13 protein-coding genes are annotated in these 13,526 nt (G+C 73.6%); 8 read left to right on the top strand and 5 right to left on the bottom strand.

The annotated features are described in order from the left end of the window. The 3 genes from EAO73_RS16670 to EAO73_RS16680 all read right to left on the bottom strand — a co-directional run. Positions 1–1,019: SEC-C domain-containing protein (locus EAO73_RS16670; protein ID WP_147972357.1), on the bottom strand; the 1,019-nt coding region annotated here is incomplete at its 3' end. A 245-nt stretch (positions 1,020–1,264) separates the two neighbouring features. Beyond that, positions 1,265–3,772 (bottom strand): tetratricopeptide repeat protein, encoded by a 2,508-nt coding sequence (locus EAO73_RS16675; protein ID WP_147972358.1) that lies wholly within the window; start codon positions 3,770–3,772, stop codon positions 1,265–1,267. Next, on the bottom strand, positions 3,769–4,191 hold the full coding sequence (locus tag EAO73_RS16680) for a hypothetical protein (protein ID WP_147972359.1): 423 nt from the start codon (positions 4,189–4,191) through the stop codon (positions 3,769–3,771). The genes EAO73_RS16675 and EAO73_RS16680 overlap by 4 nt, the downstream gene beginning before the upstream one ends. A 117-nt stretch (positions 4,192–4,308) precedes the next feature. Here EAO73_RS16680 and EAO73_RS16685 point away from each other — a divergent pair, with 117 nt between their 5' ends. From EAO73_RS16685 to EAO73_RS16705, 5 genes are all read left to right on the top strand, one after another. Then, positions 4,309–4,506 carry a DUF3311 domain-containing protein gene (locus EAO73_RS16685; protein ID WP_191134109.1) on the top strand — a complete coding sequence of 66 codons (198 nt, stop codon included), beginning with the start codon at positions 4,309–4,311 and terminating at the stop codon, positions 4,504–4,506. After that, a complete protein-coding gene (locus EAO73_RS16690; RefSeq protein WP_147972360.1) occupies positions 4,503–5,993 on the top strand; it encodes a sodium:solute symporter family protein in 1,491 nt (496 codons plus the stop codon). The genes EAO73_RS16685 and EAO73_RS16690 overlap by 4 nt, the downstream gene beginning before the upstream one ends. 108 nt (positions 5,994–6,101) lie before the next feature. Further along, positions 6,102–6,437 (top strand): DUF6412 domain-containing protein, encoded by a 336-nt coding sequence (locus tag EAO73_RS16695; RefSeq protein WP_147972361.1) that lies wholly within the window; start codon positions 6,102–6,104, stop codon positions 6,435–6,437. A 101-nt stretch (positions 6,438–6,538) separates the two neighbouring features. After that, positions 6,539–7,309, top strand: coding sequence for a YidC/Oxa1 family membrane protein insertase (locus EAO73_RS16700; protein ID WP_147972362.1), 771 nt, complete (start codon positions 6,539–6,541; stop codon positions 7,307–7,309). A gap of 135 nt (positions 7,310–7,444) precedes the next feature. After that, a complete protein-coding gene (locus EAO73_RS16705; protein ID WP_147972363.1) occupies positions 7,445–8,305 on the top strand; it encodes a fumarylacetoacetate hydrolase family protein in 861 nt (286 codons plus the stop codon). A gap of 98 nt (positions 8,306–8,403) precedes the next feature. Here the strand turns inward: EAO73_RS16705 and EAO73_RS16710 are convergent, their stop codons facing one another. Both EAO73_RS16710 and EAO73_RS16715 read right to left on the bottom strand, forming a co-directional pair. Then, positions 8,404–8,883, bottom strand: coding sequence for a heme-degrading domain-containing protein (locus tag EAO73_RS16710; RefSeq protein WP_018518004.1), 480 nt, complete (start codon positions 8,881–8,883; stop codon positions 8,404–8,406). Beyond that, on the bottom strand, positions 8,880–10,022 hold the full coding sequence (locus EAO73_RS16715) for a Gfo/Idh/MocA family oxidoreductase (RefSeq protein ID WP_147972364.1): 1,143 nt from the start codon (positions 10,020–10,022) through the stop codon (positions 8,880–8,882). Before EAO73_RS16715 ends, EAO73_RS16710 begins: the two co-directional genes overlap by 4 nt. A gap of 55 nt (positions 10,023–10,077) precedes the next feature. On the opposite strand from EAO73_RS16715, the gene EAO73_RS16720 reads away from it, so the two are divergent. From EAO73_RS16720 to EAO73_RS16730, 3 genes are all read left to right on the top strand, one after another. Further along, positions 10,078–11,199, top strand: a complete 1,122-nt coding sequence (locus EAO73_RS16720) for an ROK family transcriptional regulator (protein WP_147972365.1) — start codon at positions 10,078–10,080, stop codon at positions 11,197–11,199. A 205-nt stretch (positions 11,200–11,404) separates the two neighbouring features. After that, positions 11,405–12,487, top strand: coding sequence for a hypothetical protein (locus EAO73_RS16725; RefSeq protein ID WP_147972366.1), 1,083 nt, complete (start codon positions 11,405–11,407; stop codon positions 12,485–12,487). A 146-nt stretch (positions 12,488–12,633) separates the two neighbouring features. Beyond that, positions 12,634–13,422: an HAD-IIA family hydrolase gene (locus EAO73_RS16730; RefSeq protein WP_147972367.1), complete on the top strand. Its 789-nt coding sequence runs from the start codon at positions 12,634–12,636 to the stop codon at positions 13,420–13,422. Positions 13,423–13,526 lie beyond the last annotated feature (104 nt).

Here is a 13,526-nt window from a genome sequence, read left to right on the forward strand (position 1 = left end):
CCGCCCCCCATGGCACTCCCCCGCCCCCCATGGCACTCCCGGTACGAATCCCCCGACCCGCACCAGCACGCGCCGCTCTTCGCCGGCGGCCACGGCACCGCGCGCCCACGGGCGGCCAGGGTCGTGGCGTACTGGGGGAGCAGGTCCGGGTCCGCCGGGGAGGCGGCCTCCGAGGCGGCGAAGGCCTCGTAGGAGGGGACCGTGCCCCGGACGATGCCGAGGTTCGGGGTGCCCGCCGCCTGGAGGTCGCGCAGGGCCGTCTCCAGGCGGGCCAGGTGGTCCGGGTGCGAGGCGTACTCGCTGCCCAGGCTCGGGTAGGCGGTGAGCAGTTCGCGCAGTTCGTCCGCCGGCCAGTGCAGCACCGCCACCGGGAACGGGCGCGACAACGCCGTGCGGTACGTGCCCAGTTCGGCGCGCAGGCGGGTGATCTCGGCGCGCAGCTCGCCCGGGTCCGACGAGCCCAGCGACCACAGGCGCTTCGGGTCGTGGAGTTCGTCCAGCGGGACCGCCGCCGTGTGCAGGGTGTCCGCCAGCTCGTCCCAGGCGTCGTGCGGGACGCCCATCAGCCGGCGCACCCGGTGGCGTCCGGTCAGCAGCGACTGGGTCGCGTACGGGACCTCCTCGCCCGGGGCGATCAGCAGGTGCAGGGCCGTGGAGAAGAGGTCGTGGGCCGCCTCCAGCTCGTCGTGGGCCTCCAGCGTCTCGGCCGCGATCTCCCACGGCGCCGCCTCCTGCGGGGCGGCCACGCGGACGCCGTCGATCAGCGCGCGGGCCTCCGCCTCGTGGCCGTACTCCCAGAGGTTCGCGGCGCTGAGCGCCTTCACCAGGTGCGGGTGCTCGGTGCCGGGGGCGTTGAGCAGTTCGTCGTAGAGCGTCGTGGCACGGGCGCGGTCACCGGCGAGTTCCAGATGGGCCGCGGCCTGGAGGAGCAGCGGTTCGTGGTCCTCGGGGTACTGCGCCGCGGTGCGGAGCAGGCGCTCGGCTTCGGTGATGTGGTCGGCAGGGGTGTCGGGGCGCATGAATCACACCGTACTGCTGTGCGGGGGTGCGGCGGAGGGCTTGTCCCGGCCCGGGGCAGTGAGCCTCGTCCCGGCTCAGGAGTGTTGCGGGGCGGCGGATCCGTCGTGCGGCGCGTGGGCGGGCCGACCGGGTGGTGGCGGTGGGTGTCTCATTGCGCGAATCCGGGCGGGCGACGGCAGGACGGCCTTCGGTACCGACCGTCGGGCCTGGTCCCGGGCCGTGCCGGCCTCCCGGCCCCGCATCGCTACGCGTCGGGCCGCTGACCGACGGCGAGGGCCAGGACCAGGGCACGGCTGCGGATGGTCTCGGGATGGTCGGGACCGAGAAGCCGTTCCCGGTCGGCCAGGACGCTTTCCGCCAGAGCGACCGCCTCCGCGAAGCGTCCCGCGTCCCCGTACGAGAAGGCGAGATTGAAGCGGGTGCGGAGGGTGTCGAGGTGGGTGGGTCCGAGGAGCCGTTCGCAGTCGGCCACGACGGATTCCTCCAGCGCGATGGCCTCCGGGAGACGCCCCGTGTAGGCGTAGCGGAGGGCGAGCTCGCTCCTGGTGCGGAGGGTGTCGAGATGCGTGGGCCCCTTCAGTCGTTCCCGGCCGGCCAGGAGGCGTTCCGTCTGCGCGACGGCCTCCTCGGCGCGCCCCACCTGGCTGTAGGCCGAGGCGAGGGCGGAGCGGCTCAGCTGGGTGTCGGGAGCATCGGGGCCGAGGAAGCGTTCGCGGTCGGCCAGGAGCCGTTCCGTTTCGGCGATGGCCTCCGCGGTGCATCCGGTGTCCGCGTAGGAGGCGGCGACGTTGGCGCGTGTGCGGAGAGTGGCCGGGTGTTCCGGCCCGAGGATCCGCGTCTGGTCGGCCAAGAGGTCATGAAAGCGCGTGAGGGCCTCCTCGACGTGCCCCATCTTGCTGTGGGCGAAGGCGACGGCGGAGCGGGCGGTGAGGGTCTCGGCGTGCGCGGGCCCGAGGGTTCTTTCCCGGATGGCCAGGATGTCCTCTGCCACGGGCAGGGCTTCCGGCTCTCGCCCCGCGTTCGCGTAGAAGGTGACGAGGTCGGCGCGGAACATGAGGGTGTCGCGGTGGGCGGGGCCGAGGAGCCGCTCGCAGTCGGCGGCGACCTGCTCCGTCAGGGTGATCGCCTCCGCCGCCCGCCCGGTGACGCACCACAGCGCGGCGAGCTCGGCGCATGCCCGGAGAGTGCTGCGGTGTGTCGGACCGAGGATCCTGCGGCTGGTGCGGCCGAGCTCTTCCCAGTGGGCGGCGGTTGTCACGACGAGCCCGGCCGCGCTCCAGCTCCACCCGGCCCGGTAGAGGACTTCGTGCCCCTCGGGCCGCCAGAGGTGTTCGCCGGTCAGCTGGTGCAGCCGGTCGGTGTTGGCGCGCAGGGAGGCCGCCGGCTCGGGACTGGTGTGATCGTGGTCGGGCCAGACGTCGAGGAGGGCGTCGGCGGCCGCCCGCGCGAGTGCGGGGAGGGCCGCCTCGTCGAGCGGCTCGCGGGCGGCGCGGGCGGTGAGTGCGTGGATCCGTACGGACGCCGGGTCGCAGTTGACCAGGGCGTACCTGTGCAGCACCCGCAGGGCCGCCTCGGCCTGTTCGGCGGTGACGGGTTCGGTCCCGATCGCTTCGCCCGGCGCGGCGGACCGGTGTTCGGTGAGGTACGTCAGGACGGCCGGGGCCGTCCACAGAGCGCGGGGGTGCCCGGCGGGTTCCAGGAAGGCGGCGAGACGGAGGGCGGGGCGGGCGAGGCCGGCGGGCTCGGTGCGCTGGGCGGCGTCGAGGGCGAGCAGCAGCGTGGCGGCCACCTCCCGTCCGTAGCCCTCGGTATCGGCGTCCTCGGGAAGCAGCTGCCCGAGGGTCCGGGTGCTGTCGCCGAACAGGACCAGATACCGGGCGCAGGGCAGGTCCTGGTTGAGCATGTAGGCGGCCGCGTGCCCGAGCGCCAGCGGCAGATGCCCGAGAGCGGCGGCCAGATCGCCGATCGCGTCGTCGAGGAGATGCCCTGCGTCGTCCTCGGTCAGGCGAGTGCGGAGATACGCCGTGGCCTCGTCCGGCGTATAGACGTCGACCGGGACGCGCCGTCGCCCGTTGCCCGTGACGCGGGCGTCGTGCAGGCGGGTGGTGGCCAGGACCCGTCCGGTACCGGTCCGACTGCGGGGCCACCAGCCGCTCATCCCCGCCGGGTCGCTGAGGTCGTCCAGGACCACGAGCCAGCTTCGGTCCGTGGTGGCCAGCCACGACAGCAGCGCACGCGCGTCGCGCTCGGTGTCCTCGCCCGTCGCGTCCGGGACGCGGAGGCGACGGGCTGCCCGGGCGTACAGAGCGACGACCCGCCGTACCTCGCCCGCATCCGCCCACACCACCAGGTCCGTGCCCGTGCTGATCGCCTCGGCCGCGTACGAGGCGGCGAGCTGGGACTTGCCCGTGCCGCCACCACCGGACAGGATCTGCGCCGGGGGAGCGGCGCCGTCACGGGCCTGCGCGGCGTCGATCTGTGCCCGTAAGGCGGAACGCGGTTGGAATGCCGACGCGAGACCGGGGACGGTACCGATCTCCACGGGCCAGGCCACCTCGGGGGTGGCGATGTGGATATGGGCCCCTCGAAGGTCGTGCACGCTGCTGCCCGGACCGACCGCGTTGTGGTCCGCGTTTCCGCCCGCCGCCACCGCGCCGTCGGCCGCCGAGATCTGCTGCTCGGGGTCGGCCGGTCCCCTTGCCGTCGTGGAGGCGGCCTCGGCGTCCTTGCGCCGCCGCCGGCGGGGACTCATCGGCGTTCGGCGCCGTCTCCGAGCGCGTTGTCCCGTACGTCGCCGGCGGCGGCGATGGCGTCCCGCCCGGCACGGACGTCCGCCCGCTGCCCGGCACCGCGATTTCTGCCGGGCGTGCTGGGGCGGCCGACGACCGTGGAGTGGTCACCCGCAGCGTTGCCGACCACGTCTCCGCCCGCGGCGACCCCGCCCCGTTCGGAGCGCACCTGCGGTCTCCCGCCCCTGCTCCCGGAACCTCGGACCAACGTGGCCACGGACAACGCCAGGGCGATGAGTCCGACGACGGCGCCTGTGACGGCGGCGGCCAGGTCGGCCATACCGGGATCGGCCACCAGCATCACGATGAGCCCCACCGAGACCAGCCCGGCCACGACGGCGACGATCCATGCGGCGACACGCGCAGTCCTCGAAACAGCCATGTCCCGACTCCCCGTGATTCGAAATCCCTTCCAGTATCGCCCACTTGAAGGTCGCGCGACAGATGTCCCGTGTCCCGGGGCGCCTCCCCGGGAGCCCCGGCGCGCGAGGACGTAACGTTGGCCGACGTGCTCAGACGACGTCCGCAGTTGTTGTGGTTGCTGGTCCCCTACGTCCTCTACTTGGGGGCGCTGCCGTTCGTGAACCGGGTCAGACCTGTCGTTCTCGGGCTGCCGTTCCTCTTCTTCTGGCTGCTCGGCGCGACCCTGCTGACCCCTGTCGCCGTATGGCTGACCCGGCGGGGTGACCGCCGGTGAACGCCGCCGTCGCGACCTCCGTCTTCGGGGTCTTCATGGTCGCCACCGTCGCGCTCGGGCTGCTCGCCGTACGCGGCAGGCGGGGCGGTGGAGGGCTCGCCGAGTGGTCGGTGGGCGGGCGGAGCCTGGGGACGGTCTTCATCTGGGTGCTGATGGCCGGGGAGGGCTACACCAGCTTCAGCTACCTCGGCGCCGCCGGCTGGGGCTACAACTACGGGGCGCCCGTCCTGTACGTCGTCGCGTACATGTCCTGCGGGTACGCCGTCGGCTATGTCGTCGGCCCGATGCTCTGGGCGTACGCGCGCAAGCACGGTCTCGTCGGGATCACCGACATGGTGGCGCACCGCTTCGGGCGGCCCTGGCTCGGCGCGCTCGTCGCCGTGCTGGCGACCGTGTTCCTGCTCCCGTACATCCAGCTCCAGATCACCGGCATGGGCGTCGTCGTCTCGACGATCTCCTACGGCGCCATCAGCCTGAACTGGGCGTACTTCATCGCCTTCGCCGTCACCACCGGCTTCGTCGTCGTCAGCGGGCTGCGCGGCAGCGCCTGGGTGTCCGTGCTGAAGGACCTGCTGGTGATCGTCACGCTCGGGTTCCTGGCCATCTACGTGCCCGTGCACTACTTCGACGGCTACGGGCCCTTCCTCGACCGGCTCGTCACCGAGAAGAGCGAGTGGCTGACCTTCCCCGGCCACGGGGACAGCGGGCTCGGGCAGGCGTGGTTCATCACCACCTCGTTCCTCAACTCGCTCACCGTCGTGATCTTCCCGACCACCGTCGCCGGCTACCTCGGCGCCAAGAACGCCGACGTGCTCCGCCGCAACGCGATGTGGCTGCCGGCCTACAACGTCCTGCTCTTCGTCCCGATGCTGCTCGGCATGGCGGCCCTGTTCGTGGTGCCGGGGCTCGTCGGCGCCGAGTCCAACCTCGCCCTCTTCAAGCTGGTCGTGGATTCGCTGCCCGCCTGGTCCGTCGGGATCATCGGGGTCGCCGCCGCGCTCTCCTCGATCGTGCCCATGGCCGTGTTCATGCTGGTCATCGGCACGATGTGGGGCCGCAGCGTGCTCTCGCTCGTGCCGCGCTGGGAGCGGCGGCAGAAGGGCGCGGCCCAACTGGTCGTCGTGGTCGCGGGGTCCCTCGCCCTGCTCCTCACGTACACCGCCCCCAACACCCTCGTACGCCTCTCGCTCATCTCGTACGAGGGCATGGCGCAGTTGCTCCCCATGGTGCTGCTGGGGCTGATGTGGCGGCGGCTGACCCTGCTCGGGGCGATGTCCGGGCTCGTCGTCGGGGTCGGGGTGGTGTGCGGGTTCGTGTTCACGGAGAACGACCCGGTGTGGGGCGTGAACGCGGGCATCGTGGCCCTCGCCGCCAACCTGGCCGTCGCGCTTGCGGTGACGTACGCCGGTCCGCGCGAGCGCGACGAACGGCCGGACGACGAGGTGCTGGCCCGGGACGAGTGGGAGGCGCCGGTGGGGGCGGGCTGAGCCACGCGCTCGGGCGCATGGCGGCGCCGTCAACGTACGTTGACGGCGCCGGGTCATCGTGTATAACGGATGGACGGCAGGAGCGAGCGAGGAAGGGAGGCACCGTCCATGGACACCAGCGCCGTGAACCGCGTACGCGGCGGTCTCTCCCGCGTCCTGCGCCCCGCGGGGCTGCTCCTCTTCCTCCTCACCGAGGTGCTCCTCGCCGAGGGCGGAAGCCTCTCCGCCGCCGTCGCGCTCGCCGCCACCGCGGCCGCCGGCACCGCGCTCGTCGCCTGCTCGGTCATCAGCGCCCGCTGCGCCACCCCGGTGCCCCGCACCCGTGTGCGCACCGCCATGCGCGACCGGGAGAAGCGCACCGCGTTCCTGCCGCAACGGGACCCGGACGCCCAGGGGCGCCGCCGTCCCCGAGCCCCGGGTCGTGCCCTCCTGACGGCCGCGTAAGGACACCGCCTTTTTCGAAGGGACCCCCTCGCGGATTCCGTCACGCCGAAGCACGTTTCTCCCCGCTTCCCGGCACGACGAGACCCCCGGAGGGCTCACCCATGTCCGCCTTCATGTCCGCTTTCGCCAGCCTGGTCGGCGCCCTCGCCGACCTGCTGCACCCGCTCTTCCAGAACGCGTCCACCGCCGCCGCGATCGTCCTGTTCACCGCGCTCGTCCGGCTCGCCGTGCACCCGCTCTCGCGGGCCGCCGCACGCGGGCAGAAGGCCCAGCGCCGCCTCCAGCCGCAGATCGCCGAGCTGCGCAAGAAGCACGGCAAGGACCGCGAGAAGATGCAGAAGGCGCTCATGGAGCTGCACCGCGAGGAGAAGGTCTCGCCGCTCTCCGGCTGCCTGCCGAGCCTGCTCCAGATGCCCGCGTTCTTCCTGCTCTACCACCTCTTCTCCAGCCAGAGGATCGGCGACAAGGCCAACGAACTCCTCGGCCACCAGCTGTTCGACGCGCCGCTCGGCGAGCGCTGGCACGACGCCCTCGCGCACGGCGGGATGTTCGGCGCACAGGGGCTGGTCTACCTGGGCCTCTTCGCGATCGTGGCCGCCGTCGCCACGTTCAACTACGGGCGCACGAAGCGCCAGATGGCCGCCAACCCGGTCACCCCGGCCACCGGCCCCGACGGGCAGCCGGTGCCGGGCATGGGCGCGATGAACAAGCTCATGCCGCTGATGTCCTTCTTCACCCTCTTCACCGTCGCCTTCGTGCCGCTGGCCGCCGCGCTGTACGTCGTCACCAGCACCACCTGGACCGCGATCGAGCGGGCCTTCCTGTACCGCGACATGCCCGCTCCGGGTGCCGCGGTCGCCACGGCCGCGTAACCGGGCCGGACCGGCGCCGGTCCAGGTGGTGAACAGGGTCTTGCGGAGTGATCGGATGTCTTGGAGGATCGGACAAGCCTGCGATGGCCGCCACCCATCCGACGGGCCTGACCCCGACCGAGGAGAGAAAGACGCGTGAAGCTGCTTCGTGTGGGTACGGCGGGCGCGGAACGACCGGCGCTGCTGGACCAGGACGGAACCCTGCGTGACCTGTCGGGAGTCGTCCCCGACATCGACAGCGCGCTGCTCGCCGACGAGGACGCGCTCGCCCGGGTGCGCGCCGCGGCGGCGGCCCCCGACGGGCTGCCGGCGCTCGACGCCGAAGGGCTGCGGGTGGGCCCGCCGCTCGCCCGGATCGGCAAGATCGTGTGCATCGGGCTGAACTACCACGACCACGCCACGGAGACCGGGGCGGCGATCCCGGACGAGCCGATCCTCTTCTTCAAGGCCCCGGACACCGTCGTCGGGCCCGAGGACACCGTGCTCGTGCCGCGCGGCAGCGTGAAGACCGACTGGGAGGTCGAGCTCGCCGTCGTCATCGGGCGCACCGCGCGCTACCTGGAGACGGCCGAGGAGGGGCTGGCCCATGTCGCCGGCTACGCGGTCGCGCACGACGTCTCCGAGCGCGAGTTCCAGATCGAGCGCGGCGGCACCTGGGACAAGGGCAAGAACTGCGAGACGTTCAACCCGCTGGGTCCCTGGCTGGTGACCGCCGACGAGGTTTCCGACCCGCAGGCCCTCCCGCTGAAGCTCTGGGTCAACGGCGAGCTCAGGCAGGACGGCACGACCGCCGACCAGATCTTCCCCGTCGGCGAGGTCGTCCGCTATCTGAGCCGGTTCATGACGCTCTACCCGGGCGACGTGATCAACACCGGCACCCCGGCCGGCGTGGCCATGGGGCAGCCCGAGCCCAAGCCCTATCTGCGGGCGGGCGACGTCGTCGAGCTGGAGATCGACGGCCTGGGCCGGCAGCGGCAGGAGCTGAAGGACGCGTAGGGCCTGTTCCGCGAAGATCCGCCGTACAGGGCCCTAGAGCGCCCTGATACATCGGAGGGGTGGGGCCGTCCCGTACGGACCCCACCCCTCCGCGTACGTCAGCCGCCGATGCGCGACGCGAACTGCTCCAGCGCCTCCACCACCAGCGCGTGGTCCTCCGCCTGCGGCAGGCCCGAGACCGTCACCGAGCCGATGACGCCCGCGCCCTCGACGGCGATCGGGAACGAGCCGCCGTGCGCCGCGTACACGTCCGGGTCGAGCCGGGACGCCTCGTCGAACGTCGTCCCCTTCGCCCGGAACCGCGTCCCCACCAGGTACGAGCTCTCCCCGTACCGCTCGACGACGCGGCGCTTGCGGTCGATCCACGCGTCGTTGTCCGCGCTCGACCCCGGCAGCGCGGCGTGGAACAGCTGCTGCGCCCCGCGCCGGATGTCGATCGCGACCGGGGCGTGCCGCTCCCGGGCCAGGGCGACCAGCAGGCCGCCGAGCGCGTAGGCGTCGTCGTAGCCGAAGTGCGGCAGGGTCAGCCTGCGCTCCTGGGCGATCAGCTCGGAGATGGTCGGAGCGGTGGGGTTCATACGGACTGCTCCTCGGATGCGTGGGCGGAGGCGCCGGCGGGCCGCAGGGTGACAGTGATCCCCTCGCGGGCCGAGCGGCGGGCCGCCTCCAGGACGTCCAGCGCCTCGGCGGCCTGGAGGGCGGTCACCGGATTGTCGCCCTTCCCGCGCAGCGCGTCCGCGACCGCCGCGTAGTACGCCGGGTAGTCGCCCGGGAGCGTACGGACCGGGGTGCCGCCGCCCGTGAGCGGGGACTCGCCCGCGCCGAGCCGGCCCCACAGCTCCTCGGGCTCCTCGCCCCACGGCGCGTCGCCGCCCGGCCGGGCGCCCTCGCGCAGGGCGGCCTCCTGGGGGTCGAGGCCGTGCTTCACGAAGCCGGCGGCGGACCCGAGCACCCGGAAACGCGGGCCGAGCTGGGCGGTCGTCGCGCTCACGTACAGGTGCGAGCGGACGCCCGAGGTGTGCGTGATCGCCACGAACGTGTCGTCGTCGGCCGCCGCGCCCGGACGCCGCAGGTCCGTCTCCGCGTACACCCGGGCCGCCGGGCCGAACAGGGTCAGCGCCTGGTCGACGACATGGCTGCCCAGGTCGTACAGCAGCCCGCCGATCTCGCGCGGGTCGCCGGACTCGCGCCAGCCGCCCTTCAGCTGCGGGCGCCAGCGCTCGTACCGGGACTCGAAGCGCTGGACCTCGCCCAGGGCGCCGTCCGCGAGGAGCGCGCGCAGGGTGAGGAAGTCGTTGTCCCAGCGGCGGTTCTGGAAGACCGAGAGCAGCAGTCCGCGCTCCTCGGCCAGCGCCGCCAGCTCGCGCGCCTCGGCCGCCGTGCCCGCGACGGGCTTGTCCACGACGACGGGCAGCCCGGCTTCGAGCGCCGCCTTCGCCAGCGGTACGTGCGTCCTGTTCGGTGACGCGATGACGATCAGGTCCAGCTCGTCCGCCCGCTGCCACAGCTCGTCGGGCGAGGCGGCGAACCGTACGTCCGGGTAGGCGGCACGGGCCTCGGCGCGGCGCTCCTCGTCGCGGGTGACGACCGTGTCCAGGACGAGGCCGTCGGTCGCCGTGATCAGCGGGGCGTGGAAGACGGACCCCGCCAGGCCGTAGCCGACGAGTCCGACGCGCAAGGGGGAGCCGGAGGTCTCGGGTGAGGTGGGGGAGGTCATGACTCCACTTTGGCAACGCTGTTGCCAAAGTGCAAGCGCGGGCGACAATGGGTGGGTGAACAGGAGCACCAGCGGCGCCAACCTCCCCACCTTGCGCAGCCACAACGCGGCCCTCGTCCTCGACCTGCTGCGGGTCGCGGGCGAGCGCGGCATCAGCCGGCTCGAACTCGCCGAGCGCACCGGGCTCACCCCGCAGGCCGTCAGCAAGATCACCGCCCGGCTGCGCGCCGAGGGCCTGGCCGCCGAGGCGGGCCGCCGCGCCTCCACCGGCGGCAAGCCGCGCACCGTGCTGCGGCTGGTCCCCGAGGCCGGTTACGCGGTGGGGCTGCACCTGGACCGCGACGGGCTGACCGCGGTGCTCGTCGACCTCGCGGGCGCCGTCGCCGCGAGCCGTACGGCCCCGCTCGACTTCGGGGCCCCGGCGGACGAGGTGCTGGCGGCCGCCGCCGGGGCGGTCGAAGCCGTGCGCGGGGACGGGGCGCCGCCGGTGCTCGGGGTGGGCGTCGCCGTGCCGGGGCCGCTCGACCACCGGGGCGGGGTGCTGCACCGGGTCACCGGCTTCCCGCAGTGGGACGGGTACCCGCTGCGGGACGCGCTCGCCGCCCGCACCGGGCTGCCCGTCGTCCTCGACAAGGACACCAACGCCGCCGCCCTCGGTCTCGCCCTCGGGGCGGGCGGCCCCGCCGACTTCGCCTACCTCCACCTCGGTACCGGCCTCGGCGCGGGGCTCGTCCTCGGTGGGACGGTGCACCGGGGGGAGCGGACGGGGGCGGGGGAGTTCGGCCACCAGACCGTGCAGCTGGACGGCATCCCGTGCGGCTGCGGCGGACGCGGCTGCCTGGAGGCGCTGTGCCTGGCCGCCGTCCGCCGGGGCGACGCCGCCGAGGCCGCGCGGGTCCTCGGGACCGGCGCCGCCAACCTCGTCGGGCTGCTCGACATCGACCGCGTGGTGCTGGGCGGCCGCACGGTCGCCGCCGACCCCGACGCGTACGTACGCGGGGTGCGCGCGGTCCTCGACGAACGCGCCCGCCGCGACGGGGTGCGCGGCACACCCGTCCCGGTCACGGCGCACCGCGAGGGCGACCGCCCGGTCGCGGAGGGCGCGGCCCAGCTGGTGCTCGCCCCGGTGTTCGGAAGGGTCGGCAACGGCGGGGCGGAGGCGGGCCGATCCCGGTAGGCGCACCCCGCCCTGCGCCGATCGGGCGGACCCACGGCGCCGTCCGGACGGGCCCCCGGCACGCCTGCGCGGGACGCACACGCGCGCGTGACAGGGTCGCCGCCCCAGGGCGTGTTCCCGGAGCGGAGCAGCGCCGTCCGGACGACCGGGCCCCGCGCACGCGCCCCGACCGGCCGTTGCCGTACGAAGTGGAGGCTGCCCCGCGATGCCCCCCGAACCAGCAGAGCCCTCCGGGTCCTACGAGCCCGCCCCGTCCTCCGAGCCCGCCGAGCCCTCCGGGGCCGGCCGCACCCGGCACGGTCTCGCGCTCGGGCTCGCCGCCGCGAGCGTCATGCCCGTGGTCCTCGGCGGGGCCACCGCGTCCGCCGCGCCGCAGCGCAGCCCGGTCGCGGGGCCGGCCACGAGGCTGACCCCGGCGGCGGCGGCGCCCGGCGCGGCCGCCGCCGACCAGCAGCCCGCCTGCGGCACCCCCGCGTCGGCGGACTTCCCCATCGACACCCGGATCCACGGCGGACCCGACACCTACGCGTCCGGCGGTGGCTACGGCACCTGGTTCCTGGACCTGACGAACACGACGACGGAGTCCTGCCGCGCGATCCACCCCGTGCTCGTCCTCACCGACGAGGACCGGACGCTGACCTCGGACCAGATCCAGCTGGAGTTCTCCGAGCGCGCCCGCCCCGGTGTCGAGCACCGCGTGACCTGGGAGACGACCGACCGTGACGAGCACATCGGTGTCTTCGGCGGCGACGGGGACGACGCCTTCCCCGGATTCACTGTGCCCGCCGGACGCACCGTCACCGTCCAGGTCCGGCTGGCCTTCACCTCCGACACGAGCCCCGGCCGGATCACCGCGAACGCCGCGATCGTCCAGCGCCGGGGCGCGGGGAGCACGCCCGGCGGCGACGGGGAGTGGGTCGGCGAGTCCGAGGACTACCCGTTCACCGTGGTCGACGAGCACAGCGACGGTGACGGCACCGACAGCGGCGGGACGGACGGCGACCGCGAGAGCGCGGACGGAACGGGCAGGGAGAGCGTGGGCGGCACGGGCGAGGACGAGGAACAGGGGAGCGGCACGGTGAAGGGCAAGGGCGACGAGGGATACGCGGACCCCGGCACCACCCGGCGCCCCGTTCCGCCCGGCACCGACCCGGCGGGGGTCCCGCAGCTCGCCGCCACCGGCATCTCCGTCCCCGTACCGCTCCCCGCGCTCACCGTCTCCGGTTTCCTGATCGGCGGCGGCGCGATGGTCCTGGCATCCCGCCGCACCCGCCGCACCCAGCCCTGATCGGACCGGCGCTCCCCACGGGGCGTCCTCGCCGCTCAGGAGGTACCTCCACGTCGAACAGTCGGCCTAAACTCTGGGACGTCGGCGCTGCACAGCGCGGTGCCGCCGGCGTCCCCGCACCTGGCGTACGGCAACTGGAGTCCCACATGGCAGAGCGCAAGCCGATCTCGTCCTGGCTCACCGACATGGACGGCGTCCTCATCCACGAGGGCACGCCGATCCCCGGTGCCGACGCCTTCATCAAGCGGCTGCGTGACTCGGGGCTGCCCTTCCTGGTCCTGACCAACAACTCGATCTACACCGCCCGCGACCTCCACGCCCGGCTGAAGCGCATGGGCCTGGACGTGCCCGTCGAGAACATCTGGACCTCCGCGCTGGCCACCGCCCAGTTCCTGGACGACCAGCGCCCCGGCGGCACGGCGTACGTCATCGGCGAGGCCGGTCTCACCACCGCGCTGCACGACATCGGCTACGTCCTCACCGACCACGACCCCGACTACGTGGTGCTCGGCGAGACGCGTACGTACTCCTTCGAGGCGCTCACCAAGGCGATCCGGCTGATCAACGGCGGGGCCCGGTTCATCTGCACCAACCCGGACGAGACCGGCCCGTCCGCCGAGGGCCCGCTGCCCGCGACCGGCTCCGTCGCCGCCCTGATCACCAAGGCGACCGGCAAGGCCCCGTACTTCGCGGGCAAGCCGAACCCGCTGATGATGCGCACCGGGCTCAACGCGATCGGCGCGCACTCCGAGTCCAGCGCCATGATCGGCGACCGGATGGACACCGATGTGCTGGCCGGTCTTGAGGCGGGCATGCAGACGTTCCTGGTGCTCACCGGGCTGACCACGGTCGCTGACATCGACAAGTACCCGTTCCGGCCGTCCACGGTCGTCGACTCCATCGCGGACCTGGTCGACCTCGTCGACCTGGGCTGACACCGGATTCCGGTGGGGGAGCGGGCCCGCGCCGGGTCCGCTCCCCCCACTCCATCGGCCCAGCGCCCCCGCGCTGCGGATGCGAAACGTCCCGGCGCGCGTGA

The organism is Streptomyces sp. col6 (assembly GCF_008042035.1).
Classification (GTDB): Bacteria; Actinomycetota; Actinomycetes; order Streptomycetales; family Streptomycetaceae; genus Streptomyces.

Bases quoted from the DNA above. Each gene is read 5' to 3' on its own strand.
- EAO73_RS16675 (WP_147972358.1), bottom strand. From the start codon at position 3,772: ATGAGTCCCCGCCGGCGGCGGCGCAAGGACGCCGAGGCCGCCTCCACG.
- EAO73_RS16680 (WP_147972359.1), bottom strand. From the start codon at position 4,191: ATGGCTGTTTCGAGGACTGCGCGTGTCGCCGCATGGATCGTCGCCGTC.
- EAO73_RS16695 (WP_147972361.1), top strand. From the start codon at position 6,102: ATGGACACCAGCGCCGTGAACCGCGTACGCGGCGGTCTCTCCCGCGTC.
- EAO73_RS16700 (WP_147972362.1), top strand. From the start codon at position 6,539: ATGTCCGCCTTCATGTCCGCTTTCGCCAGCCTGGTCGGCGCCCTCGCC.
- EAO73_RS16710 (WP_018518004.1), bottom strand. From the start codon at position 8,883: ATGAACCCCACCGCTCCGACCATCTCCGAGCTGATCGCCCAGGAGCGC.
- EAO73_RS16715 (WP_147972364.1), bottom strand. From the start codon at position 10,022: ATGACCTCCCCCACCTCACCCGAGACCTCCGGCTCCCCCTTGCGCGTC.
- EAO73_RS16725 (WP_147972366.1), top strand. From the start codon at position 11,405: ATGCCCCCCGAACCAGCAGAGCCCTCCGGGTCCTACGAGCCCGCCCCG.
- EAO73_RS16730 (WP_147972367.1), top strand. From the start codon at position 12,634: ATGGCAGAGCGCAAGCCGATCTCGTCCTGGCTCACCGACATGGACGGC.